The organism is Acetobacter sp. DmW_136 (assembly GCF_008690365.1).
In the GTDB taxonomy this organism is placed as follows: Bacteria; Pseudomonadota; Alphaproteobacteria; order Acetobacterales; family Acetobacteraceae; genus Acetobacter; species Acetobacter oryzifermentans.
Genome location: NZ_VHON01000013.1, coordinates 74688 through 98907 on the forward strand (window position 1 = coordinate 74688; position 24220 = coordinate 98907).

At 53.0% G+C, this 24220-nt stretch carries 36 protein-coding genes; all 36 read left to right on the forward strand.

The window, feature by feature from the left end:
- The first annotated feature begins 4 nt into the window (after positions 1-4).
- Entirely contained in the window at positions 5-4180 is a 4176-nt protein-coding gene (gene rpoC / locus FKW31_RS05300; protein WP_006116054.1) for a DNA-directed RNA polymerase subunit beta', read from the forward strand.
- 338 nt (positions 4181-4518) lie between these two features.
- Positions 4519-4890: a 30S ribosomal protein S12 gene (gene rpsL, locus FKW31_RS05305; protein WP_003622698.1), complete on the forward strand. Its 372-nt coding sequence runs from the start codon at positions 4519-4521 to the stop codon at positions 4888-4890.
- A gap of 14 nt (positions 4891-4904) precedes the next feature.
- On the forward strand, positions 4905-5381 hold the full coding sequence (gene rpsG, locus FKW31_RS05310) for a 30S ribosomal protein S7 (protein WP_006116053.1): 477 nt from the start codon (positions 4905-4907) through the stop codon (positions 5379-5381).
- A gap of 90 nt (positions 5382-5471) precedes the next feature.
- Positions 5472-6662, forward strand: coding sequence for an elongation factor Tu (tuf, locus tag FKW31_RS05315; RefSeq protein ID WP_006116052.1), 1191 nt, complete (start codon positions 5472-5474; stop codon positions 6660-6662).
- Between the two features lie 107 nt (positions 6663-6769).
- Complete coding sequence (rpsJ, locus tag FKW31_RS05320; protein WP_007282720.1) at positions 6770-7078, forward strand: 30S ribosomal protein S10; 309 nt, start codon at positions 6770-6772, stop codon at positions 7076-7078.
- A gap of 10 nt (positions 7079-7088) precedes the next feature.
- On the forward strand, positions 7089-7772 hold the full coding sequence (gene rplC, locus FKW31_RS05325) for a 50S ribosomal protein L3 (RefSeq protein WP_035351615.1): 684 nt from the start codon (positions 7089-7091) through the stop codon (positions 7770-7772).
- Positions 7773-7776: 4 nt separating this feature from the next.
- Positions 7777-8391 (forward strand): 50S ribosomal protein L4, encoded by a 615-nt coding sequence (rplD, locus tag FKW31_RS05330; RefSeq protein ID WP_006116050.1) that lies wholly within the window; start codon positions 7777-7779, stop codon positions 8389-8391.
- Entirely contained in the window at positions 8388-8723 is a 336-nt protein-coding gene (locus FKW31_RS05335) for a 50S ribosomal protein L23 (protein ID WP_003622708.1), read from the forward strand. Before rplD ends, FKW31_RS05335 begins: the two co-directional genes overlap by 4 nt.
- Positions 8724-8739: 16 nt before the next feature.
- Positions 8740-9570, forward strand: coding sequence for a 50S ribosomal protein L2 (gene rplB / locus FKW31_RS05340; protein ID WP_003622710.1), 831 nt, complete (start codon positions 8740-8742; stop codon positions 9568-9570).
- A 13-nt stretch (positions 9571-9583) separates the two neighbouring features.
- Entirely contained in the window at positions 9584-9862 is a 279-nt protein-coding gene (gene rpsS / locus FKW31_RS05345) for a 30S ribosomal protein S19 (RefSeq protein ID WP_012812769.1), read from the forward strand.
- Positions 9863-9868: 6 nt separating this feature from the next.
- Positions 9869-10279, forward strand: coding sequence for a 50S ribosomal protein L22 (rplV, locus tag FKW31_RS05350; protein WP_003622713.1), 411 nt, complete (start codon positions 9869-9871; stop codon positions 10277-10279).
- Positions 10280-10282: 3 nt separating this feature from the next.
- Entirely contained in the window at positions 10283-10960 is a 678-nt protein-coding gene (rpsC, locus tag FKW31_RS05355; RefSeq protein ID WP_003622715.1) for a 30S ribosomal protein S3, read from the forward strand.
- Between the two features lie 18 nt (positions 10961-10978).
- Positions 10979-11395, forward strand: coding sequence for a 50S ribosomal protein L16 (gene rplP / locus FKW31_RS05360; RefSeq protein WP_035351612.1), 417 nt, complete (start codon positions 10979-10981; stop codon positions 11393-11395).
- A gap of 1 nt (position 11396) precedes the next feature.
- Positions 11397-11633: a 50S ribosomal protein L29 gene (gene rpmC, locus FKW31_RS05365; RefSeq protein ID WP_006116047.1), complete on the forward strand. Its 237-nt coding sequence runs from the start codon at positions 11397-11399 to the stop codon at positions 11631-11633.
- Positions 11634-11646: 13 nt separating this feature from the next.
- A complete protein-coding gene (gene rpsQ, locus FKW31_RS05370; protein WP_006116046.1) occupies positions 11647-11916 on the forward strand; it encodes a 30S ribosomal protein S17 in 270 nt (89 codons plus the stop codon).
- Between the two features lie 18 nt (positions 11917-11934).
- The gene (rplN, locus tag FKW31_RS05375; protein ID WP_012812770.1) at positions 11935-12303 is read left to right on the forward strand and encodes a 50S ribosomal protein L14; all 369 of its coding nucleotides are present in this window, start codon (positions 11935-11937) and stop codon (positions 12301-12303) included.
- The gene (gene rplX, locus FKW31_RS05380; protein ID WP_003622726.1) at positions 12303-12623 is read left to right on the forward strand and encodes a 50S ribosomal protein L24; all 321 of its coding nucleotides are present in this window, start codon (positions 12303-12305) and stop codon (positions 12621-12623) included. Before rplN ends, rplX begins: the two co-directional genes overlap by 1 nt.
- A gap of 10 nt (positions 12624-12633) precedes the next feature.
- Positions 12634-13203: a 50S ribosomal protein L5 gene (gene rplE, locus FKW31_RS05385; protein ID WP_035351604.1), complete on the forward strand. Its 570-nt coding sequence runs from the start codon at positions 12634-12636 to the stop codon at positions 13201-13203.
- A 79-nt stretch (positions 13204-13282) separates the two neighbouring features.
- Positions 13283-13588 (forward strand): 30S ribosomal protein S14, encoded by a 306-nt coding sequence (gene rpsN, locus FKW31_RS05390; protein ID WP_003622728.1) that lies wholly within the window; start codon positions 13283-13285, stop codon positions 13586-13588.
- A 9-nt stretch (positions 13589-13597) separates the two neighbouring features.
- A complete protein-coding gene (rpsH, locus tag FKW31_RS05395; protein ID WP_003622730.1) occupies positions 13598-13996 on the forward strand; it encodes a 30S ribosomal protein S8 in 399 nt (132 codons plus the stop codon).
- Between the two features lie 10 nt (positions 13997-14006).
- Entirely contained in the window at positions 14007-14540 is a 534-nt protein-coding gene (gene rplF / locus FKW31_RS05400) for a 50S ribosomal protein L6 (protein ID WP_003622732.1), read from the forward strand.
- Positions 14540-14902: a 50S ribosomal protein L18 gene (gene rplR, locus FKW31_RS05405; protein ID WP_019090051.1), complete on the forward strand. Its 363-nt coding sequence runs from the start codon at positions 14540-14542 to the stop codon at positions 14900-14902. Before rplF ends, rplR begins: the two co-directional genes overlap by 1 nt.
- A 15-nt stretch (positions 14903-14917) precedes the next feature.
- Positions 14918-15493, forward strand: coding sequence for a 30S ribosomal protein S5 (rpsE, locus tag FKW31_RS05410; RefSeq protein WP_006116042.1), 576 nt, complete (start codon positions 14918-14920; stop codon positions 15491-15493).
- Positions 15486-15671: a 50S ribosomal protein L30 gene (gene rpmD / locus FKW31_RS05415; RefSeq protein ID WP_003622738.1), complete on the forward strand. Its 186-nt coding sequence runs from the start codon at positions 15486-15488 to the stop codon at positions 15669-15671. The genes rpsE and rpmD overlap by 8 nt, the downstream gene beginning before the upstream one ends.
- 1 nt (position 15672) lies before the next feature.
- On the forward strand, positions 15673-16161 hold the full coding sequence (gene rplO / locus FKW31_RS05420) for a 50S ribosomal protein L15 (protein ID WP_006116040.1): 489 nt from the start codon (positions 15673-15675) through the stop codon (positions 16159-16161).
- A 135-nt stretch (positions 16162-16296) separates the two neighbouring features.
- The gene (secY, locus tag FKW31_RS05425; RefSeq protein ID WP_150178005.1) at positions 16297-17655 is read left to right on the forward strand and encodes a preprotein translocase subunit SecY; all 1359 of its coding nucleotides are present in this window, start codon (positions 16297-16299) and stop codon (positions 17653-17655) included.
- Positions 17652-18320, forward strand: a complete 669-nt coding sequence (locus FKW31_RS05430; protein ID WP_150178006.1) for an adenylate kinase — start codon at positions 17652-17654, stop codon at positions 18318-18320. The genes secY and FKW31_RS05430 overlap by 4 nt, the downstream gene beginning before the upstream one ends.
- Positions 18321-18433: 113 nt before the next feature.
- Entirely contained in the window at positions 18434-18811 is a 378-nt protein-coding gene (rpsM, locus tag FKW31_RS05435; protein ID WP_006116037.1) for a 30S ribosomal protein S13, read from the forward strand.
- 66 nt (positions 18812-18877) lie between these two features.
- A complete protein-coding gene (gene rpsK / locus FKW31_RS05440) occupies positions 18878-19270 on the forward strand; it encodes a 30S ribosomal protein S11 (RefSeq protein WP_003622750.1) in 393 nt (130 codons plus the stop codon).
- 109 nt (positions 19271-19379) lie between these two features.
- Positions 19380-20399: a DNA-directed RNA polymerase subunit alpha gene (locus FKW31_RS05445; RefSeq protein ID WP_003622752.1), complete on the forward strand. Its 1020-nt coding sequence runs from the start codon at positions 19380-19382 to the stop codon at positions 20397-20399.
- 34 nt (positions 20400-20433) lie between these two features.
- Positions 20434-20859, forward strand: a complete 426-nt coding sequence (gene rplQ / locus FKW31_RS05450; protein ID WP_006116036.1) for a 50S ribosomal protein L17 — start codon at positions 20434-20436, stop codon at positions 20857-20859.
- A 175-nt stretch (positions 20860-21034) separates the two neighbouring features.
- Complete coding sequence (locus FKW31_RS05455; RefSeq protein ID WP_150178059.1) at positions 21035-22096, forward strand: ABC transporter substrate-binding protein; 1062 nt, start codon at positions 21035-21037, stop codon at positions 22094-22096.
- Entirely contained in the window at positions 22093-22857 is a 765-nt protein-coding gene (locus FKW31_RS05460; RefSeq protein WP_035351599.1) for an ABC transporter permease, read from the forward strand. The genes FKW31_RS05455 and FKW31_RS05460 overlap by 4 nt, the downstream gene beginning before the upstream one ends.
- Positions 22845-23663, forward strand: a complete 819-nt coding sequence (locus FKW31_RS05465) for an ABC transporter ATP-binding protein (RefSeq protein WP_150178007.1) — start codon at positions 22845-22847, stop codon at positions 23661-23663. The genes FKW31_RS05460 and FKW31_RS05465 overlap by 13 nt, the downstream gene beginning before the upstream one ends.
- 82 nt (positions 23664-23745) lie before the next feature.
- On the forward strand, positions 23746-23979 hold the full coding sequence (locus FKW31_RS05470; RefSeq protein ID WP_035351594.1) for a hypothetical protein: 234 nt from the start codon (positions 23746-23748) through the stop codon (positions 23977-23979).
- 58 nt (positions 23980-24037) lie between these two features.
- Positions 24038-24214 (forward strand): DUF1328 domain-containing protein, encoded by a 177-nt coding sequence (locus FKW31_RS05475; protein WP_006116031.1) that lies wholly within the window; start codon positions 24038-24040, stop codon positions 24212-24214.
- Positions 24215-24220: the final 6 nt, after the last annotated feature.

Genomic DNA, 24220 nt, shown 5'->3' on the forward strand with positions numbered 1-24220 from the left:
GTACATGAATGAGCTCATGAAAATTCTTGGCCAGACCGGCCAGGCGATGACATTTGATCAGATTAAGATTCAGTTGGCATCGCCCGAACAAATCCGTTCCTGGTCTTATGGCGAAATCAAGAAGCCCGAGACCATCAACTATCGTACGTTCAAGCCAGAACGGGATGGCCTGTTCTGTGCGCGTATTTTTGGTCCGATCAAGGATTATGAATGCCTTTGCGGTAAATACAAGCGGATGAAATTCCGCGGTATTATCTGCGAAAAGTGCGGTGTTGAAGTTACGCTGGCCAAAGTGCGTCGTGAGCGCATGGGCCATATTCAGCTTGCCAGCCCCGTTGCCCATATCTGGTTCCTGAAGTCTCTGCCCAGCCGTATCGGCCTGATGGTTGATATGACGCTGAAAGATCTGGAAAAGGTGCTTTACTTTGAAAGCTACCTGGTTCTGGAACCCGGCACGTCTCCGCTGAAGCAGTATTCCTTGCTGACGGAAGAACAGTACCTTGATGCCATGGATGAATATGGCGATGAAGGTGTTGAAGTTGGCATTGGCGCAGAAGCCATTAAAAAAGTTCTGGAACGCATTGATTGCGATGCCGAAAAGGTAGAGCTGCGTCAGGAACTTAAGGAAACAACTTCAGAAGCCAAGCGCAAAAAGCTTGTTAAGCGCCTGAAGCTGATTGAAGCGTTTGCAGAAAGCGGTTCCCGTCCAGAATGGATGATTCTGGATCTGGTGCCGGTTATTCCGCCGGATCTGCGTCCGCTGGTGCCGCTGGATGGCGGTCGTTTTGCAACGTCTGACCTGAACGATCTGTATCGGCGTGTTATCAACCGTAATAACCGTCTGAAGCGCCTGATGGAACTGCGTGCGCCCGATATTATCGTGCGTAACGAAAAGCGTATGCTGCAGGAAGCTGTGGATGCGTTGTTCGATAACGGGCGTCGTGGCCGTGCGATTACGGGTGCTAACAAGCGCCCGTTGAAATCTCTTTCCGATATGCTTAAAGGTAAGCAGGGGCGTTTCCGTCAGAACCTGCTTGGTAAGCGCGTCGATTACTCTGGCCGTTCTGTTATTGTGGTGGGGCCGGAGCTTAAACTCCATCAGTGTGGTCTTCCCAAAAAGATGGCGCTGGAGCTGTTCAAGCCGTTCATTTACGCCAAGCTGGAAAAATACGGTCATGCTACCACCATTAAAGCTGCAAAGCGGATGGTGGAAAAAGAGCGTCCAGAAGTTTGGGATATTCTTGAAGAAGTTATCCGCGAACATCCGGTTATGCTTAACCGTGCGCCTACGTTGCATCGTCTGGGTATTCAGGCGTTTGAACCGGTGCTGGTTGAAGGTAAGGCCATTCAGCTGCATCCGCTGGTCTGCACCGCGTTTAACGCAGACTTTGACGGTGACCAGATGGCTGTGCATGTGCCGCTGAGCCTTGAAGCCCAGCTTGAAGCACGTGTGCTGATGATGTCCACCAACAACATCCTCAGCCCAGCCAATGGTAAGCCGATTATCGTGCCTTCTCAGGATATCGTTTTGGGGCTGTATTACCTCAGCCTCGAAACACCTGAATTCAAGGTTACGCCAGATCGCTGTGAATATGATGAGAAGACAGGTGCTCTGGTCAAAGAAGGCGCGCCATCTTTCTCTTCTATTGGTGAAGTGGAATACGCACTCAGCGCCGGTGCACTGAAGCTGCATGATAAAATTCGCGCACGCTTCCAGAAGGTCGGTGCGGATGGCAAGGTCACCTACGAAACAGCCGTGACCACGCCTGGCCGTGTGTTGATTGCGCAGATCCTGCCGCAGCATGAAGCTGTGCCGTTCTCCCTCATCAACCGCCAGCTCACCAAAAAGGCCGTGTCTGACGTTATTGATACGGTGTATCGTCATTGCGGTCAGAAAGAAGCAGTTATCTTCTGTGATCGTCTGATGGCTCTGGGTTTCCGTCATGCTGCCAAGGCTGGTATTTCCTTTGGTAAGGATGACATGATCATCCCGCCTGAAAAGAAAGAACTGGTTGATCGCACGGCTGCCGAAGTTAAAGAGTTTGAACAGCAGTATCAGGATGGTCTGATCACGGCTGGCGAACGCTACAATAAGGTGGTGGACGCGTGGTCTCGTTGCACAGACGAAGTGCAGGCGGCCATGACCAAAGAAATTTCTCGTCAGGAAGTTGGTAAGCAGATCAACTCGGTGTGGATGATGAGCCACTCCGGGGCTCGTGGGTCGCCGGCTCAGATGAAACAGCTGGCCGGTATGCGTGGTCTGATGGCCAAGCCATCTGGTGAAATTATTGAGCAGCCGATTATTGCCAACTTTAAAGAAGGCCTTTCGGTTCTCGATTACTTCACCTCTACCCATGGTGCACGTAAAGGTCTGGCTGATACCGCGCTGAAAACCGCTAACTCCGGGTATCTCACCCGTCGTCTGGTGGATGTGGCGCAGGACAGCATCATTATCGAAGAAGATTGCGGTAGTGAACGCGGCCTGACGGTGCGTGCGGTAATGGATGGTGGGGAAGTTGTAGCTTCTCTGTCCGAACGTATCCTTGGCCGTACGGTTGCTTCCGATGTGGTGGCGCCAGGTACCAACGAAGTGATCGTTCCGCGCAATCATCTGATTGATGAAGCCGATGCCGAGCGGATTGAAAAATCTGGTGTGGAAACGGTTCATATCCGTTCTGTCCTGACCTGTGATAGCCGTGTTGGTGTATGTGGTCACTGCTATGGTCGTGATCTTGCACGCGGCACACCGGTTAACATCGGTGAAGCCGTGGGTGTTATCGCCGCTCAGTCCATTGGTGAGCCCGGCACACAGCTGACAATGCGTACCTTCCATATTGGTGGTGCGGCGCAGCGTGGTGCGGAACAGTCCATGATCGAAGCCTCTCGTGATGGTCAGGTCGTAATCCGTAACCGTAACGTTGTGCATAATAGTCAGAACGTGCCGATCGTGATGGCACGTAACTGTGAAATTCTTCTGTCTGACGAAAACGGTGTGGAGAAAGCCCGTTACCGTGTGCCGTACGGTGCCCGTTTGTTGACAGAAGAAGGGGCAAAAGTTGCTCGCGGTCAGAAACTGGCTGAGTGGGATCCGTACACCCTTCCGATTATCACGGAAAAAGCCGGTAAGGTTGAATACCTGGATCTGATTGACTCCATCACGCTTGTTGAGCGTATGGACGAAGTAACAGGCCTGACCTCCAAAGTGGTGGTTGACTATAAGCAGGCAGGTAAAGGTGTGGATCTGCGCCCACGTCTGCAGCTTAAGGATGCCAACGGTGATGTGGTGAAGTTGGATAACGGTGCAGATGCCCGTTACTTCCTCTCTCCCGAAACGCTTCTGTCTGTTGAAAACGGCACAGAAGTAAATGCCGGTGACGTTCTGGCGCGTCTGCCACGTGAAGGCTCCAAAACCCGTGATATTACGGGTGGTCTGCCCCGCGTTGCTGAATTGTTTGAAGCACGTCGGCCAAAAGACCACGCTATTATCGCGGAAATGGAAGGGCGCGTTGAATTCGGGAAAGATTACAAATCCAAGCGCCGTGTTATCGTGAAGAACGATGAAACGGGCGAGGAGCAGGAATACCTGATCCCGAAAGGCAAGCACATTTCCGTTCAGGAAGGTGACTTTGTGGAAAAAGGTGATCCGCTGGTCGATGGTCCGCGGGTGCCCCACGATATCCTGAAGGTGATGGGTGTAGAGGCTCTGTCTGATTACCTGATCAACGAAATTCAGGATGTGTATCGTCTTCAGGGTGTGAAGATTAACGATAAGCATATTGAAGTTATCGTGCGTCAGATGCTTCAGAAGGTAGAAATTCTGGAGCCGGGTGATACGACATATCTGATTGGCGAAACTGTTGACCGTATTGAGTTCGAGGCTGAAAATGCCAAGAGCCTCAAAGCAGGTGAGCGGCCAGCTCAGGGTATGCCGGTGCTGCAGGGCATCACCAAGGCTTCTCTGCAGACGCAGTCCTTTATCTCTGCTGCATCGTTCCAGGAAACCACACGCGTGCTCACAGAAGCTGCTACGGCAGGGAAAGTGGATAAGTTGATGGGCCTGAAGGAAAACGTAATTGTTGGGCGACTGATTCCAGCAGGCACGGGCAGTGTTATGAAGCGTCTGCGGGCTATTGCCGCAGAGCAGGATCGCCAACGTGTTGGGCGTTCTGCAGCCGAATAAACGTTGCAAATATGCTTCATGAAGGAAGGATCAGGGGAAACCTTGGTCCTTTTTTCATGTACAGCGTACGCAATTCTTTAAGAATCGCAGGGTAAAACTTGACTCCCAGCGGGGGGAGGGTTAGGTAGCAGCCCTCAGCTCTGGATATCCCTGTGGATAGAAAGAGCAATTAGGTTTTCTGTGTGAGTCTAGCATGCGGTTGGCTTCCGGGGTGGAAGCGGGGCCGGATGCCAACATAGCCCCATACAGGCAAATGCCTGATGGGATCTTTTTTAATGAAAGTCGGCAGTCAGAAATAATGGCGGCCGGCCGAACTGTGTAAGGATCGGGAAAGGCGCATGCCGACCATCAACCAGCTCATTGCCAAGGGGCGCAAGCCTGCGGTCAAGCGCAACAAGGTGCCCGCGCTGCAAGGATGCCCCCAAAAGCGCGGTGTTTGCACCCGCGTTTATACCACGACGCCAAAAAAGCCGAACTCCGCACTGCGTAAAGTCGCTAAGGTGCGTCTGACGAACGGCTATGAGGTGGTCAGCTATATTCCGGGTGAAGGTCATAACCTTCAGGAGCATAGTGTTGTGCTGATCCGCGGCGGTCGTGTGAAGGATTTGCCGGGTGTGCGTTATCACATCCTTCGTGGTGTTCTGGATACGCAGGGTATTGCCAAGCGGCGTCAGCGTCGCTCGCTGTATGGCGCCAAGCGTCCGAAATAAGAGGAAGAACAGGTATGAGTCGCCGTCATCGCGCAGTAAAGCGCGAGATCCTTCCCGATCCGAAATTCGGAGATATCGTTGTCACGCGTTTCATGAATGCGCTGATGTACGATGGTAAGAAGTCTGCTGCAGAAAGAATCGTATACGGTGCGCTGGATGCCATGGTGCGTCGTAGCGGTAACGGTGCGGATGCAGTGGTGCTGTTCCACAGTGCGCTGGATAACGTAAAGCCGGCTGTTGAAGTGCGTTCTCGCCGTGTTGGTGGGGCAACCTACCAGGTGCCGGTTGAAGTTCGCGCAGACCGCCGTCAGGCGTTGGCGATCCGTTGGGTGATTGATGCTGCGCGCAAGCGTGGCGAAAACACTATGCAGGATCGGCTTTCCAATGAGCTTCTGGATGCAGTCAACAATCGTGGCGCAGCAGTGAAGAAGCGGGAAGATACCCACCGTATGGCGGAAGCTAACAAAGCATTCAGCCACTATCGCTGGTAATGAAAGAAGCTGCTGCATTTCCTCTTGCAGTGAGTTTGCAGGGCTTATAACAACTGCATCCCGAATGGTTTTTGGGGCATGGAGTAAAAAATGGCTAAGGCTAAATTTGAGCGGAATAAACCGCACTGCAACATCGGCACCATTGGTCACGTTGACCATGGTAAGACCTCTCTGACGGCAGCGATCACCAAGACGCTTGCAAAGAAGGGTGGCGCTGAATTTAAGGCGTATGATCAGATCGACGCTGCTCCGGAAGAACGCGCTCGCGGCATCACCATTTCCACAGCTCACGTGGAATATGAAACCGACAAGCGTCACTACGCGCACGTTGACTGCCCCGGACATGCTGACTATGTGAAAAACATGATCACGGGTGCAGCACAGATGGACGGTGCAATCTTGGTTGTGTCCGCAGCTGACGGCCCGATGCCGCAGACCCGCGAACACATCCTGCTTGCTCGTCAGGTCGGTGTGCCAGCTCTGGTTGTATTCCTGAACAAGGTTGATCAGGTTGATGATCCGGAACTGCTTGAGCTGGTTGAAATGGAAGTTCGTGAACTTCTGTCTTCCTATCAGTTCCCTGGCGACGATGTGCCGATCATCAAGGGTTCCGCTCTGGTAACTCTGGAAGATGGTGATCCGGAAATCGGTGAAAACCGCGTTCGCGATCTGATGGACGCAGTTGATGCCTACATCCCGCAGCCAGAACGTCCGGTTGACCGTCCGTTCCTGATGCCGATCGAAGATGTGTTCTCCATCTCTGGTCGTGGCACCGTGGTAACGGGTCGTGTGGAACGTGGCGTGATCAATGTTGGTGACGAAATTGAAATCGTTGGTCTGAAGCCGACCACGAAGACAACCGTAACCGGCGTTGAAATGTTCCGTAAGCTGCTTGATCGCGGTGAAGCTGGTGACAACATCGGCGCTCTGCTGCGTGGCACCAAGCGCGAAGATGTGGAGCGTGGTCAGGTTCTGGCAAAGCCAGGCTCCATTACGCCGCATAAGAAGTTCAAGGCAGAAGCCTACATCCTGACGAAGGAAGAAGGTGGCCGTCATACGCCATTCTTCACCAACTATCGTCCGCAGTTCTACTTCCGTACGACTGACGTGACGGGTGTTGTGCACCTGCCGGAAGGCACCGAAATGGTGATGCCGGGCGACAACTGCGCCATGGAAGTTGAGCTGATTGCTCCAATCGCCATGGACGAAGGTCTGCGTTTCGCTATTCGCGAAGGTGGCCGCACGGTTGGTGCTGGCGTTGTTTCCTCCATTATCGAGTAATCGATAGAGGATATGAGCCTAAGTGGCCCCGACCGATTGATTTTGGTCGGGGTCTTACTTGGCGGCCGGGATTCCCCGGATAAGTAAAGTGTTGGACTAAAAAACAAATGGACAACCAGAACATCCGCATTCGCCTGAAAGCGTACGATCATCGGGTGCTGGATAACAGCACGAAAGAGATCGTGAATACGGCGAAGCGTACGGGTGCGCGGGTTCGGGGTCCTATCCCGCTGCCTACGCATATCGAACGGTTTACGGTTAACCGTTCTCCTCACGTTGATAAAAAGAGCCGCGAGCAGTTCGAAATTCGAACTCATCGCCGTCTGCTCGACATTGTTGAGCCCACTCCGCAGACCGTGGACGCTCTCATGAAGCTCGACCTCGCCGCTGGCGTTGATGTCGAGATCAAACTCTAAGGTCCAGACGATGCGCACCGGATTGATCGCAAAGAAGTTGGGCATGTCCCGACTGTTCAAGGAAGATGGCACGCATGTGCCTGTTACCGTCCTGCATGTTGATGATGTGCAGGTGGTTGATGTCCGTAACCAGGAGCGGGATGGCTACGTAGCTGTTCAGCTAGGTATGGGTAAAGCCAAGGTGAAAAACGTAACCAAGCCGAATCGTGGGCATTTTGCTCGCACGAAGGTGGAGCCCAAGCAGGCGCTTCGCGAATTTCGTGTAGCTGATGATGCCGCTCTTGAGGTTGGTGCTACCCTTTCAGCTTCTCACTTTGTTGTTGGCCAAAAGGTTGACGTTACAGGTGTAAGCAAAGGTAAGGGATTTGCTGGCGCAATGAAGCGCTGGAATTTTGCTGGTCTTGAAGCCACGCATGGTGTGTCTATTTCGCACCGTTCGCATGGTTCGACTGGTAATCGCCAGGATCCCGGCAAGACCTTTAAGAACAAGAAGATGGCTGGTCATCTCGGTGATGAACGCGTGACCACCTTGAATCTGGAAATCGCAGCGGTCGATCCGGAAAAGAATCTGATCATGGTTCGTGGCTCCGTGCCAGGAGCGAAGAACGGTGTTGTTCTGATCCGTGACGCCATTAAAAAAGCCCGCCATGATGACGCGCCTTATCCGGCCGGCCTCGTGAAGGCGGAGGGCTGAGGTCATGGAAATCGAAATCAAGACGCTAGATAACAGCAGCGCCGGTTCTGCAACGCTTCCGGACGAAATTTTCGCCGTTGCGCCGCGTGCAGATATCATGGCTCGTGTTGTGCACTGGCAGCTGGCTAAGCGCCGCGCCGGCACGCATAAGGTAAAGGGCATGGGCGAAGTGTCCGGCACCACCAAAAAGCCATACCGTCAGAAAGGCACAGGTAGCGCCCGTCAGGGTTCGTTGCGTGCGCCACAGTATCGTACCGGTGGGGCAGTGCATGGCCCGGTTGTGCGTGACCACGGTTACGATCTGCCGAAAAAAGTGCGCCGCCTTGGTCTGATTTCTGCGCTTTCTCAGAAGGCAAAAGACGGTAAGCTTATTGTACTGCAGTCTGCTTCTGGCGTTGATAAGACCAGCGAACTGGCAAAGAAACTGAAGTCTCTGGGTTGGACATCTGCTCTGATCGTGGATGCTGCTGTAGATGAGAGCTTCGGTCGTGCCGCCCGTAACCTGCCCAAGATCGACATTCTGCCGACCATTGGTGCGAATGTTTACGACATTCTGAACCACGAGGTGCTTGCGATTACGCAGGCCGGCCTTGAAGGACTGAAGGAGCGCCTGGCATGACGAATATTCTTGCCATTCGCAAGAAAGCCGAGCGTCTTTCCCGTGAAGCAATGTACGACATCGTGCGTACTCCTGTAATTACGGAAAAAGCTACGGCGCTTTCTGAAAAGAACCAGGTTGTTTTCAAAGTGGCAATGTCCGCTACGAAGCCTGAAATCAAGGTTGCGGTGGAAACGCTGTTCGGGGTCAAGGTCGTTGGTGTCAACACCTTGGTTCAGAAGGGAAAAACCAAACGCTTTAAAGGGCGTGTTGGGCAGCGTTCTGACGTGAAGAAGGCGTTCGTTCAGCTTGCGGAAGGTCAGTCTATTGATCTTACCGCCAAGCTGGCGTGACCGAAGGTAGAAATTCATGGCTCTGAAGCACTTTAATCCTGTCACGCCAAGCTTGCGTGGTACGGTGCTGGTTGATCGTGCTGACCTTTGGAAAGGTAAGCCGGTCAAACAGTTGACCGAAGGTAAAAACAAGACGGGCGGTCGTAATAATAATGGCCGTATCACTTCCCGTTTCCGTGGGGGTGGTCATAAGCAGTCTTACCGTTACGTAGACTTCAAACGTCGTAAGTTTGATGTTCTGGGTAAGGTGGAACGTCTGGAATATGATCCGAACCGCACCGCATTTATTGCGCTGGTGAAGTACGAAGATGGCGAGCTTGCATATATCCTGGCTCCGCAGCGTTTGAAAGTTGGTGACAATGTCATCGCTGGTGCACGCGTGGATATTAAGCCTGGTAATGCTATGCCGCTGGCTTCCATCCCGGTGGGAACAATTATCCATAACATCGAACTGAAGCAGGGTGCAGGTGGTAAGCTCGCACGTTCTGCTGGCACATATGCCCAGCTCGTTGGTAAGGATTCCGGTTACGCCCAGATCAAGTTGCAGTCTGGTGAGCTGCGTGTTGTTCGTGGTGAGTGCATGGCGACCGTTGGTGCCGTGTCCAATCCGGATAACATGAACCAGCATATGGGTAAGGCTGGGCGTTCCCGTTGGTTGGGGCGTCGTCCTCATAACCGTGGTGTGGTGATGAACCCTGTTGATCATCCGCATGGTGGTGGTGAAGGTCGTACCTCTGGTGGCCGTCATCCGGTTACGCCATGGGGCAAGCCAACCAAAGGGTACAAAACTCGGGTCAACAAGCGGACGGACAGTCTGATTATCCGTCGTCGAAAGACCGGCAAGTAAGGGGCAATAGAAGATGGCACGTTCCGTCTGGAAAGGCCCGTTCGTCGACGGGTATCTGCTGAATAAAGCTGAGGTATCCCGCGCGTCGGGTCGTAACGAAGTGATCAAGATCTGGTCTCGTCGTTCTACAATTCTTCCGCAGTTCGTCGGTCTGACGTTCGGTGTTTATAACGGTCAGAAGTTTCTGCCCGTACAGGTTACGGAAAACATGGTCGGACATAAGTTCGGCGAATTTTCTCCGACCCGTACATTCCATGGGCATGGTGCTGACAAGAAGTCTAAGCGGGGCTAAGCAGAGATGAGCAAGCCGAAGCATCCGCGCACACTCGCGGAAACAGAAGCGCAGGCAGTTACGCGCAACATCCGGGTTAGCCCCCGCAAGCTGAACCTTGTGGCCGGCCTGATCCGCAACAAGCCTGCTTCCCAGGCAGTTGCAACGTTGACGTTCTCTAAGCGCCGTATCGCTCAGGAAGTGAAAAAGACGCTGGAAAGCGCAATCGCTAATGCTGAAAACAATCACCAGCTGGACGTTGACCAGTTGGTGGTGAAAACAGCTGAAGTTGGAAAATCCATTGTCATGCGGCGTTTTCATGCCCGTGGTCGTGGGCGTTCTGCTCGTGTTGAAAAGTTTTTCAGTCACCTGAAGATTGTTGTAGCTGAACGGGCTGCTGAGCCCGAAGCAGCTTCTTCCGAACAGAAGGCGGCCTGAGGTATGGGACATAAAGTCAATCCAATCGGGCTGCGGCTCGGTATCAACCGCACGTGGGATAGCCGGTGGTATGCCGATTCCGACTATTCAAAATTGCTTCATGAAGATCTGAAGCTGCGTGCATTCCTGCGTCGCAAGCTGGTTGGCGCTGGTGTGTCTCGTGTCGTTATCGAACGTCCGGCCAAAAAGCCCCGCGTAACCATTTACGCCGCCCGTCCGGGTGTTGTGATTGGTAAGAAGGGTCAGGACATTGATGCGCTCCGTAAGGAGCTGACACGTATGGCTGGCACGGAAGTTGCGCTGAACATTGTTGAAATTCGCAAGCCAGAAATCGACGCTACACTGGTTGCAGAAAACATTGCTCAGCAGCTGGAACGTCGTGTGGCTTTCCGTCGTGCCATGAAGCGTGCAGTGCAGTCTGCTATGCGTCTGGGCGCACAGGGTATTCGTATCAACTGCTCTGGTCGTCTTGGCGGTGCGGAAATCGCACGTATCGAATGGTATCGTGAAGGTCGTGTGCCTCTGCACACCCTGCGTGCTGATATCGATTATGGCACAGCAACAGCAAAGACCACCTATGGCACTTGCGGTGTAAAAGTCTGGATCTTTAAGGGCGAAATTCTTGCTCATGATCCGATGGCTCAGGATCGCCGGGCGGCCGAACAGGCTCCTCAGCGCTGAGGAGAGGGATAAAACAACATGCTTTCCCCGAAGCGGACAAAATTCCGTAAAGCCCACAAAGGCCGTATCCACGGTCTTGCAAAAAGTGGCACCACGTTGAACTTCGGTACGTTTGGACTGAAGGCTCTTCAGCCGGAACGTATTACGGCACGCCAGATTGAAGCCTCCCGTCGGGCTATCACACGTGCCATGAAACGTGCAGGTCGCGTCTGGATTCGTATTTTTCCTGACCTTCCGGTCTCGACAAAACCTGCAGAAGTGCGTATGGGCTCCGGTAAGGGTTCCCCAGAATACTGGGTGGCCCGTGTGAAGCCAGGTCGCATTTTGTTTGAGATCGAAGGTGTGCCCCCTGAACTGGCGCGTGAAGCGTTGGCTCTGGGTGCAGCAAAACTGCCGATCAAGACCAAGTTTGTGACCCGAATTGGAGATGCGTGAGATGGTAAAGGCAACTAAGCCAGCCGATTTGCGCACCAAGACTCCAGACGAGCTTGAAGCTCGTCTGGTTGAATTGAAGCGTGAGCAGCTTAATCTGCGTTTCCAGCAGGCCACGGGTCAGACTGAAGCGCAGAGCCGTATGCGTGCGGTGCGCCGTGAGATTGCACGAATCAAGACGATTGCGGTGCAAAATGCAAAGACTGCAGCAGGTGCAAAAACATCTGCTGCCAATGCCTGAGGAGAGTTAGCCGATGCCAAGGCGCGTCCTGACCGGGCGTGTGACCAGCGATAAGATGGACAAAACCATTACGGTTCTTGTTGATCGTCGCGTCATGCATCCGCTCTATAAGAAATTCATTCGTCGCTCTAAAAAATATGCGGCGCATGATGAAGAAAATATCTGCAAGGTTGGTGACTCCGTGCGGATTGTTGAATGTCCGCCTATTTCACGCCGCAAGACGTGGACTGTGATTTCCCGCAACGGCGAAGTCGTTGGTGCGGAAGCCGGTGCATCGGCCTAACGTAAGGATATTTAGGTTATGATCCATCCCGAGACCAACCTTGACGTCGCCGATAATTCTGGTGCACGTCAGGTGCAGTGCATCAAGGTACTGGGCGGCTCCAAGCGGAAGTCCGCCTCGGTCGGCGACGTGATCGTCGTTTCCGTCAAAGAAGCTATCCCCCGTGGGAAAGTGAAGAAGGGCGACGTTCACCAGGCTGTTATCGTGCGGACTTCCTATCCAGTCCGTCGGCCTGATGGTAGCGCGATCCGTTTCGATAAAAACGCAGCTGTGCTGATTAACAAGCAGCAAGAACCGATTGGTACGCGTATTTTTGGACCGGTTGTGCGCGAATTGCGTGCGAAGAAGTTCATGAAGATCATCTCTCTCGCGCCGGAGGTGTTGTAATGGCTGCCCGTATTAAAAAAGGCGATACGGTTGTCGTCATCAGCGGTTCCTCCAAGGGGACGCAGGGAGAAGTTCTGGAGGTTCGTCCTTCCGAAAACCGTGCTGTTGTGCGTGGTGTGGCGCTAATTAAGCGTCATCAGCGTGCGCGCCGCATGGGTGAAGAAAGCGGGATTATTACCCGTGAAGCACCCATTCACCTTTCTAACCTGAAGCTGATTGATCCAGCCTCTAAAAAGCCGACACGAGTTGGTTTCCGAGTGCTGGAAAACGGCAAAAAAGTTCGCATCGCTAAGGCGACCGGCGAAGCTATTGAAGGTTGAGGGGCTACGAATGAGTGCGAAACAGGAAGGTCGTTCCCTGCCGCGCTTTCAGCAGCGGTATGAAAGCGAACTGCGTGCCAACCTGCGTAAGCAGTTTGGTTACAAAAATGAAATGCAGGTGCCTCACCTCGAAAAAATCGTCCTGAATATGGGCGTGGGTGAGGCTGCTGGCGATCAGAAGAAGCTAGATGCTGCTGTTGCAGAAATGGCGCTTATTGCTGGTCAGAAGCCTGTTAAAACAGTGGCGAAGAAAGCTATCGCTGGCTTCAAGATTCGTGAAGGTCTGCCGATTGGCTGTAAGGTCACTCTGCGCCGTGCACGGATGTATGAATTCCTTGATCGTTTGGTAACTATTGCTATGCCACGCATCCGCGATTTCCGCGGTCTGCCGGCTACCAAAGGTTTTGACGGTCGTGGTAACTTTGCTCTGGGCTTGAAAGAACAGATCATCTTCCCCGAAATCGAATACGATAAGGTAGATGAAATCCGCGGTATGGACGTGGTGTTTGTAACCAGTGCAAAGACAGATGCAGAAGCCAAGGCCCTGCTGAAGGCGTTTGATCTTCCCTTCGTGGGGTGATACAGACCCTGCTGGGTGTTTTAATGTGTGATCTTGGAAAACCGTCGAAGGTTTTCGAAGGGTTCCGGAGGTAATTTGTATGGCTAAGACTTCTGCCATTCTGCGTAACGCAAAGCGCGCGCGCATGGCGGCACGGGATAAAGAGAAGCGGGTAGCTCTCAAAAATATCGTTATGGATCGTTCTCTTCCCGTGGAGGATCGGTTTGATGCGTCTTTGAAGTTGGCTGAACTGCCGCGCAATGGTTCTCGCGTGCGGGTTCGTCTGCGTTGCAAACTGACAGGTCGTTCTCGCGGTAACTACCGCAAGTTTGAGCTGTGCCGTATTGCTTTCCGTGATCTGGCATCTGAAGGCCAGATTCCGGGTGTGGTTAAAGCAAGCTGGTAAGGGCGCGAGATGTCACTTTCTGATCCTTTGGGTGATATGCTCACCCGTATTCGTAATGCTCAGCGCGCGCGTCACAATGCTTGTGTTGCTCCGGCCTCTAAGCTGCGCGTGAGTGTTTTAGAAGCTCTGCAGCGTGAAGGCTACATTCGTGGCTATAAGCGTGAAGACGTCCGTAAGGGTATTGCTCAGTTGCATATTGAGCTGAAATACACCGACGGTGAGCCGGTTATCCGCGAAATTCAGCGTGTTTCACGCCCTGGTCGTCGCGTATATTCCAAAATTAAGGAACTTCCTCGCGTTTGTGCAGGTTTGGGTGTTTCTATCCTTTCCACACCGCGTGGTGTTCTTTCCGATGTTGAGGCTCGTGCTGCCAATGTTGGCGGTGAAGTCCTCTGCCGTGTTTTCTAAGGAGGGGTAAATGTCACGCGTAGGCAAGTATCCTGTTGAAGTGCCGGCAGGGGTAACCATCGCTATTGCAGATGGTGTTCTGAAGGCCAAAGGAAAATTGGGGGAGCTGGCTCTGCCGCTTTCTTCACATGTTTCCGTTGATGTGCAGGATGGTAAGGTTGTTGTGCAGCCAGTGGGCACTGCTGCTCAGGCTCGTATGATGTGGGGCACAACGCGTGCTCTGATCGCAACGGCTGTTAAAGGGGTTTCGGAAGGTTTTTCCAAGGCTCTGGAAATTAACGGCACAGGTTACCGTGCAGCTGTGCAGGGTTCTAATCTGGTGATGAACCTTGGGTTCTCCCATGATGTTGTGTATCCGATTCCTGCAGGCATCAAGATTTCTACGCCGCGTCCGACGGCTATTGTGGTGGAGGGGATCGATAAGCAGCGGGTAGGCCAGGTGGCTCTTGATATCCGCAGCTTCCGTAAGCCTGAACCTTACAAGGGCAAAGGTGTTCGGTACGAAACGGAAACCATTCGTCGTAAGGAAGGCAAGAAGAAATAATGAGCACTCAGCAGGAATTGCGGAACCGCCGTCGGGCGCGTCTCCGTTTTCAGCTGCGCCGCAAGGCAGGTGGGCGTCCTCGTCTGTCTGTTTTCCGGTCTGGCAAGAACATTTATGCTCAGGTGATCGACGATGCGCAGGGCCGTACTTTGGCCTCAGCGTCCTCCTTGGATAAGGAGCTGCAGACGGATCTGAAAAAAGGTTCCACGCAGGAAAGCGCTGGCGCTGTCGGTAAGCTGGTTGCACAGCGCGCCGTTGCTGCAGGTGTATCTCAGGTCGTGTTCGACAGGGGGTCTTATCTTTATCACGGGCGCGTCAAGGCCCTGGCAGAGGCGGCCCGTGAGGGCGGTCTCTCCTTCTGAGGAAAGGATCACGGAATGGCTCGTGAACCAAGAGAAGGCGGTCGAGGCGGCCGTGAGCGTGAACGCGAAGGGGATGAACTGGTCGATAAGCTGGTAACCATCAATCGCGTTGCGAAAGTGGTTAAGGGTGGTCGTCGGTTTGCTTTCGCTGCTCTGGTTGTTGTTGGTGACCAGAAGGGGCGTGTTGGCTACGGTGCAGGTAAGGCGCGCGAAGTTCCTGAAGCAATTCGTAAGGCTACGGAACGCGCCAAACGTGGCATGATCCGTGTCCCGATGAAGGAAGGCCGTACACTGCATCATGATGTTGCTGGTCACTTTGGTGCCGGTAAGGTTGTGCTGCGGTCTGCCGAAGCAGGGACGGGGATTATCGCTGGTGGTCCTATGCGTGCTGTATTCGAAAGCCTTGGTATTAACGATGTGGTTGCGAAGTCTCTGGGTACCCGGAACCCGCACAACATGGTTAAGGCAACTTTTGATGCGCTGGCACGTTGTGCAAGCCCACGTTCTGTAGCTAGCCGTCGCGGTAAGAAGGTTGCTGAAATCTTCGGTAAGCGTGAACAGGCTGTTGCTGCGGAGGCCGCTGATGTCTGATAAAAAAACCTTTAAGGTTGTGCAGATTGCGTCCGGTAACGGACGTAAGCCTGGACAGCAGGCAACTTTGATCGGTCTGGGTCTGAACAAGATTGGCCGTGAACGCGTTCTAGAAGATACTCCGTCTGTCCGGGGTATGGTACGCAAAGTGGCCCACCTGGTGAAGGTGGAGGATTGAAATGAAGCTCAACGAACTTCGTGATAACGAAGGTTCCCGTTACCGGAAAAAGCGTCTTGGGCGCGGTATTGGTTCTGGTAAAGGTAAGACGTCTGGTAGGGGTGTAAAAGGCCAGAAAGCACGTGAAGGGGTTTCCCTGAACGGGTTTGAAGGTGGGCAGCTTCCTATCTATCGTCGTCTGCCTAAGCGTGGCTTCAAAAACATCTTCCGCAAGGTTTATGCTCCTGTAAACCTTGGTGCGGTGGAAAAAGCCTTGGCTGATGGCAAACTGGCAGCAGGCACACCTGTTACTGAAGAAGCTTTGAAAAAAGCTGGTCTGGTTGGCACTGGCAAATATGCTGGCGTGCGCATTCTGGCCGAAGGTGAGCTGACAAAAGCTGTTACGTTTGAAGTCTCTGGTGCATCAGCTTCTGCTGTTGCTGCAGTAGAAAAAGCCGGAGGTAGCGTTAAGCTGCTGCAGCCTAAAGCTGCTGAAGCCAGCGCTTCCTGATGTTGCAAAAAGGAGAGCAGTGTTCGCACTGTTCTCCTTTCTTGTTCCTTCTCAGAATGTTGTCTGAATTTTTCAGGCGATTGTGCCAGCGTCTCCACAGCCGTGGTGGCGCTGTTTGTATGAAAGGACGGATGCATGGCTTCCGCGGCCGAACAACTGGCTGCCAACTTTAATGTAGGCTCTTTTGCCAAAGCGACTGAACTTAAAAAGCGAATCTGGTTTACACTGGGTGCGCTGATTGTTTACCGCTTGGGCACATACATCCCGGTTCCGGGGGTGGATGCCACAGTTATGGGGCAGCTTCTGGCGCAGCATCAGGGTGGCATTCTGGGCATGTTCAATATGTTCACGGGGGGTGCGCTTGGGCGTATGACCGTGTTCGCGCTGAACATCATGCCATATATCTCTGCGTCTATTATTGTGCAGCTTATGTCTACTGCTGTGCCTTCTCTTGAGGCTCTCAAGAAGGAAGGTGAACAGGGGCGTAAAAAGCTTAATCAGTATACACGTTACCTGACTGTCCTTATTGCGCTGTTTCAGGCGTATGGGATAGCTGTGGGGCTGGAGAACGTGCATAGCGCTGCAGGCGCTGCCGTTGTTCATCCCGGTATGTTCTTTTTGCTTTCATGCGTAACCACGCTTGTTGGCGGAACCATGTTTCTGATGTGGCTGGGTGAGCAAATTACCGCGCGTGGTGTGGGTAATGGGATCTCGCTCATTATCTTTGCTGGTATTGTGGCAAACCTGCCGCATGCATTGGCAAGCCTCTTCCAGCTTGGTTACACGGGCGCGCTTTCGCCGTTCTTTGTGCTGCTTTTCTTGGTTCTTGCAGCGCTTACCATCATGTTTATTGTGTTCATGGAACAGGCGCAGCGTCGGGTTGTTATCCAATATCCAAAGCGCCAGATGGGGCAGCGGATGTTTGGGGGGGACACAACCCATATGCCACTGAAAGTGAATACGGCTGGCGTTATTCCACCGATTTTTGCCTCTTCAGTGCTTCTGATTCCGGTAACGATTGCTGGTTTTATGAATGGCAAATCACTGCCGGGCTGGCTTTCCTTTCTGGGGCAGGAACTTGGGCAGGGGCAGCCACTGTATATGCTGTTCTATGCTGCCATGATTATATTTTTCTCATACTTTTATGCGGCCGTTACCTTCAATCCGACGGAAACAGCCGATAATTTGAGAAAGCAGGGTGGTTTTATCCCTGGTGTGCGCCCAGGTGCTTCTACAGCATCGTATTTTGATAAAATTCTCACCCGCCTGACCACGATCGGTGCAGCGTATATGGTGGCAGTCTGTCTGTTGCCTCAGATCCTGATCAGTCACTACAACGTACCGTTCTATTTTGGTGGAACGAGTCTGATTATTATTGTGTCTGTAACTATTGATACGGTCACACAAATTCAGTCTCATCTGGTGGCGCATCAATATCAGGGGCTTATGCGTAAATCGCGCGGCGGTAGGAAGCAGAGGATCATCAGACGATGAATATTATTTTTCTGGGCCCTCCCGGTGCGGGAAAAGGTACACAGTCCAAACTTCTTGAAGAGCGGTATGGGCTGATTCAGATTTCTACGGGCGATATGCTACGCGCAGAAGTGGCCAAGGGATCTGAAACAGGAAAGCAGGCAAAAGCTCTTATGGATGCCGGGAAACTGGTTCCTGATGAGTTGATTATTGCGATGCTGAAAAGCCGGATTGCGCAGGCAGATTGCCAGAATGGTTTCATTCTGGATGGTTTTCCGCGCACGCTGGCGCAGGCTGAAGAGCTGGACAGCATGCTTTCTTCAGACGGGAAGAAAATTGATACTGTTCTCTTCCTGGATGTGGACGAAGAAATTCTGGCAGATCGGATTTCCGGTCGCTTTACTTGTGGCAACTGCGGCAAGACGTACAACGAGGTCTCTAACCCACCCAAGGTGGATGGGATCTGTGATTCTTGCGGTAGCCATGAGTTCAAGCGCCGGGCGGACGATAAGCGGGAAACCGTTGTTGAACGGCTGAAAGAGTACCGGAAACTGACGGCACCGATTCTGCCGTTTTATGAAAAAACCGGACGGCTGCACAAAATTAACGGCATGCTGTCGGCCCCTGAAGTGACAGGCGAAATCGAAGATGCGCTTGCCAGCGAGGGGTTGATCACGAAAAAGTGATCCGTTTTCGTTGACTTGTGGCGGTGGCCGGTATATTTCGCGGCCACCAAGTGAAATCTGCCCCAAGGGCTATGAGCGTTCGTGGTTAAGGCGGGCGAACAGGAGTATAAGGCGTGGCACGTATTGCCGGCGTGAATGTCCCGACCAACAAACGGGTTGTTATCGGGCTTCAGTATATTTACGGGATTGGCGCAACTAAGGCTGCTGAAATCTGCAAGGCTCTGGAAATTCCAGAAGCAAAGCGGGTAAACGAGCTGAGCGACGACGAAATCCTGAAGGTGCGTGAACTGATCGACAGCAAGTATCGCGTTGAAGGCGATCTGCGTCGTGAAATCGCAATGAACATCAAGCGTCTGATGGATCTGGGCTGCTACCGCGGTCTGCGCCATCGTCGCGGTCTGCCTGTGCACGGTCAGCGCACACACACCAATGCTCGCACGCGCAAGGGCAAGGCTGTGGCGATTGCAGGCAAGAAAAAAGCAACGCGCTAATCCAACTGGTTAGGATGTCTAACCCTGCTGCGGCAGGCTCTGGGCAGGGACTGAGGTAGAAAAGACATGGCGAAAGCCGCAACTCCGCGTATTCGCAAAAAAGAGCGTAAGAACATTATTTCTGGCGTGGCGCATGTGCTCTCCACGTTCAACAACACCATGATCACCATCTCTGATGCACAAGGAAATGCCATTTCTTGGTCTTCCGCTGGCGCGCAGGGTTTTAAGGGGTCTCGGAAATCTACGCCTTATGCGGCGCAGGTTGCGGCGGAAGACGCAGGTCGCAAGGCTCGCGAACATGGTATGGAAACTCTGGAAATCGAAGTTTCCGGTCCTGGGTCAGGGCGTGAAAGCGCACTGCGTGCTTTGCAGGCTGTTGGTTTCACCATCACCTCCATCCGCGATATGACGCCGGTTCCGCATAATGGTTGCCGCCCGCGTAAGCGTCGCCGCGTCTAAGTCCTGAGCAGGAAGGCAGCTTACAATTTAAGCTGTCTTCCGGTTGTTGTGTCCACTTCAGAGAAATCGCTGCGATTGCAGTGGTTTTTCGTATTGAAAGGCCGGTACCTTGGTCCTTCAGAAAAACTGGCAATCTCTGATCAAGCCTGAAAAGCTTGAGGTCGAATCCGGTGTGGAGCCAGCACGCATCGCAACCGTGGTTGCAGAACCTCTGGAACGCGGGTTCGGGATGACACTGGGGAATGCGCTGCGGCGTGTTCTGCTGTCCTCGCTTCAGGGTGCGGCTGTTACTGCTGTGCAGATTGACGGCGTGCTGCATGAGTTCTCGTCTGTTGCGGGCGTTCGGGAAGATGTCACGGACATCGTGCTGAACATCAAGCAGCTGGCACTGCGTATGCATGGCGAAGGGCCAAAGCGTATGATGCTGACGGCCACGGGCCCCGGCGAAGTGCGCGCCCGCCAGATCCAGACCGGCCATGATATCGAGATCATGAACCCCGATCTTGTTATCTGCACGCTGGATGATGGCGTTAAGCTGGGCATGGAATTTATTGTTAACATGGGTAAAGGCTATGTGCCTGCCGCGGCTAACCGCCCGGAAGATGCACCAATTGGCCTGATTCCGGTGGATGCAATTTATTCCCCCGTAAAGCGCGTGTCTTATAAAGTTGAGCCTACCCGCGTGGGGCAGGTAACAGACTATGATAAGCTGCTGCTGACGGTTGAAACCAATGGTGCTGTAACACCTGAAGATGCTGTGGCTTTGGCTGCACGTATTCTGCAGGATCAGCTTCAGCTGTTCATTAACTTTGATGAGCCGCGCCCTGTGCAGGCTGAAGAGCCTGAAGATGATCTGCCGTTCAACCGTAATCTGCTGCGTAAGGTGGATGAACTTGAACTGTCTGTTCGTAGTGCAAACTGCCTGAAGAACGACAACATCATCTACATTGGGGATCTGGTGCAGAAGAGCGAGCAGGAAATGCTCCGTACTCCGAACTTTGGCCGGAAATCCCTGAACGAAATCAAGGAAGTTCTCACCTCTATGGGGCTGTCCTTGGGTATGAATGTGCCGGCTTGGCCGCCGGAAAATATTGAAGAGCTGGCAAAGCGGCTTGATGAGCCGTTTTGATCTGACTTTTCACACGATACGTAGGAACTGAACTATGCGTCACGGGATTGCCGGCAGAAAGCTCGGCGTTACTTCTTCTCACCGCGCAGCCATGTTTCGCAATATGGCTGTTGCACTGATCAAACACGAACAGATCACCACCACGCTGCCTAAAGCTAAGGAACTGCGTCCGGTTGTTGAAAAGCTGATTACGCTGGGTAAACGGGGCGATCTGCATGCGCGCCGTCAGGCTTTTGCCATGCTGCGTGATGATGTGATCGTGAAAAAGCTGTTTGCTGCTATTGCAGAACGCTACAAGGCTCGTAACGGCGGTTACACGCGCGTTCTGCGTGCTGGCGTGCGTTATGGCGATGCCGCACCTATGGCTGTTATCGAACTGGTTGATCGCGATGTTTCTGCCAAAGGGCAGGACAGCGGCCCACGTCCGGAAGCAGAAGAAAAGCAGGATCTGGCTGCATAAGCCACGTATCTGGTTTTTAGAAAAAAGGCTGGCTCAGAAATGGGCTGGCCTTTTTTTATGCTCTCATAATTGCATGAGTGGTGCGATTTTATATCGTGAAATTGGCTGGAAAATTTACACCATTTCAACATGGTATATTGACAATATAGCCTTCTGGCACGTTAGTAATTGCAAAATGAATGGCGCAAACAAACACGGTGGCATTATGAGGCAAGTTTTTCTGCGGATTATGCTGGTGGTCAGCCTGCTTTTTGTAGGGCTGATACAGCAGGCACGGGCCGGAACCCCGGTGCGTATTGGGTATATTCCTGTTCTGGGTTCATCCGCCCTGTTTGTTCTGGATGGTGAGGGCTGGGCCAAGCAGGCTGGTTTGGATCTGCAACTTGTGCGCTTTGGTTCTGGCCCTCAGGCTATTCAGGCTTTGGTGTCTGGGCGTATTGATGCCTACGTGGCAGGTGTGTTGCCGTTGTTGCAGGCACGTGCGCATGGTGTGGATGTTAAGGTTGTGGCTTCTGGTTCGGTGGAGGAACTGGAGCTGCTGGCCCGTGGCCCGTTGGCTCAGATCGTGCCAGAAGGGCAGGAGGGTGGTCTGTCTGCTCAGGTCATTAAGGATGGCTTTGCCAAGTTCAAGCAGGAACAGGGGCATTTGCCGCGTGTTGCCGCACAGCCAGCCGGTTCCGTGCCGGATATCATGCTCCGTTACTGGCTGCAAAAACGCCTTAATATTGCGCAGCCTGCCTCTGTTATCAATATTGCCGGTGTGGATATTGATGCCGCACAGCAGGCTTTTCTGGCTGGTGCGGTAGATGCCGCCGTATTGCGCGAACCTTCTTTAACAGTTGCAAAAATGCGTGTGCCGGAAGCCAGAATTCTGGCCACGGGGCATGATATGCTGCCCGATCAGCCGGGTTCTGTTCTGGCTATTGTAAAGCCAACAGAAGTGCCATGGGCAAAAACGCTTACAGGCCTGTTTGTTAAAGCCAACACTTTGGTGTCTCAGCATCCGGATGAAGCAGCTCCTTTCGTGCGCACGGCACTGGGTGGCGGTATGCTGAAGGAAGAAGTGTTGCAAAAAGCCCTTGCACGTTCTGCCCAGCATTTTGTGAGTGATCCTGCACGTATTGTAGAAGGCGTGCGGCAGTTACAGGATTTTGAGGTTGAACAGGGGCTTTTGCGTAAGGCCGAGCCAGTGGATAGCCTGTTTGATCTGGAGATGTGGAAGCAGAGCCAGCAGTGAGGGATAAAGTTTCGTTTTCAACAAAATGGGCGTTAGGTCTTATCGGGCTTATCGTCTTTTTTGGAGGGTGGGAGGCAGCAGTCCGAACAGGATTGCTGCCTTCTGGTATGGTGCCTGCTCCCAGTTCACTAGGGCCAGCCTGGCTGGATGAAGTGCGCGGGGGCTTTTGGCAGCAGGCCATTTTAGACAGTCTGCACCATTATCTGTTGGGCTTGCTTATTGGTTCCGTGCTGGGTGCTGGTTTAGGCATTCTGTGCGGCATGGCGGCTGTTGTGGATGGCTTGCTGGAAGGTATTGTCCGGCTGCTGCGGCCTGTGCCGGGCTTGGCGTGGGTGCCTTTTGCCATTTTGTGGTTTGGCCTGAACACATCGGGCGCCACCTTTGTGATTGCCATTTCAGTTTTCTGGATCAACTTTTACGCGGCCCACAGTGCCGTGCGCGGAGTGGACCCAGAACTGTATGAACTGGCAGCCGCTTTTGGGCATGGCAGCTTTTTGGGGCGTTTGTTCAAGGTGGTGCTGCCTGCGGCTTCTCCCGGCCTTATGTCTGGCCTGCGCACAGGTTTGGGGCAGGGCTGGATGTCTGTTGTGGCGGCGGAACTGTTTGGCGTTCCCGGTATTGGTGCGCGTATGATGCAGGCATCCAGCTTGTTGGCAACCGATGTTGTGGTTGTTTATATGCTCACCATGGCTTTGCTTTATGCGGTAACTGATTTTCTGTTCGGGTTTGTAAGAAAACGCGTGCTGAGGTGGCAACCATGAGCGACAAACACAGCGTTGCCAGCTTGGATAATGTCGGCCTCTCGCACGATGGCGGAGCTAATTTTGTGTTGCGCAATGTGAGCCTCACATTGGAGCAGGGTGAATTTGTTGCGCTTTTAGGCCCATCTGGTGTGGGGAAATCCACGCTTCTGCGCGTGTTTATGGGGCTCATGCAGCCTACGGAAGGCACAGTGGGTGGTTCGGCCTGCATAACAGATGCAGAGGAAACAGGCGCCAAACGGCGTAGGCGGGCCTTGGTCTTTCAGGATGCGCGGCTGATGCCGTGGCGCTCTGTGCTGAAAAATGTTGAGTTCGGGCTGGAAGGCTTGGGCCTAACGCGTGAAGAAAAGCATACACGCGCCATGGATGCGCTTAAACTGGTAGGGCTGGAGGAAGCAGCAGATAGGTGGCCCCGCCGTATGTCTGGTGGGCAGCGGCAGCGTGTAGGGGTTGCGCGTGCTTTTACAGTCAATCCTGATCTGCTGCTGATGGATGAGCCTTTTGGTGCCCTAGACCCTATTACACGCAGCAGCTTGCAAGAGGAGCTTCAACGTATCTGGCAACAAACGCATAAAACCGTGCTGTTTGTAACGCATGATATTGAGGAAGCCTTGCGCCTTGCTACCCGTGTAGTGGTGCTTGCGGGCGGCCCACCAGCAGGTATTACGGGTGAAATTGCCATTACGATGGATGAAAGAAACCCCGAAAGCACGGTGTTTAGAACCTATGCGGCCCGTTTGCGCGCCATGATTGCGGGGGAAAAAGACCCCGGTGGTGCTCCGTACTGGCGTTCTGCTGAAATTTAGTTGAAAAGCATATAAATAAAAGTCTCACGCATCCTTTTTGGGGTGTCGTGCGTTCACATGCAACAAAATGGGGAGACATCGCATGAGCGATGACAACACAAAGGATTACGCGCTGGAAGAAGGTATTGGCCGTGTTCAGGATGGTGCGGAAGGCTTGTTCAGCCAGCTCCCCAGTTATGATGAAATGAACCCGGCCAAGCGTTGTGCTGCAACGGAAGCTGTTCGGGATGTGGTGATTGACCAGCCCTTCCTGATTTTGCCGGTTGTGGGAATTTTCAGCTTTATTGTTGGTGGCCTGCTCCGGCGGCGACGTTAAAATTTTGATAGATTTTCAGTCAGAAAACTCTGCCTGAAGGTGTGAAGGAGATGATTACATGCTGAAGCTGGCACTGTTTTTTCTAGTTATTTCCCTTATTGCGGGACTGTTCGGTTTTGGTGGTATTTCCTCCGCAGCCGCGGGAATGGCAAAAATCCTGTTCTTTATCGCAATTATTCTGTTCGTTGTTTTTCTGGTGGTGGCCCTGTTGGCTGGGCGTGCCATTACAAAATAACCGCTT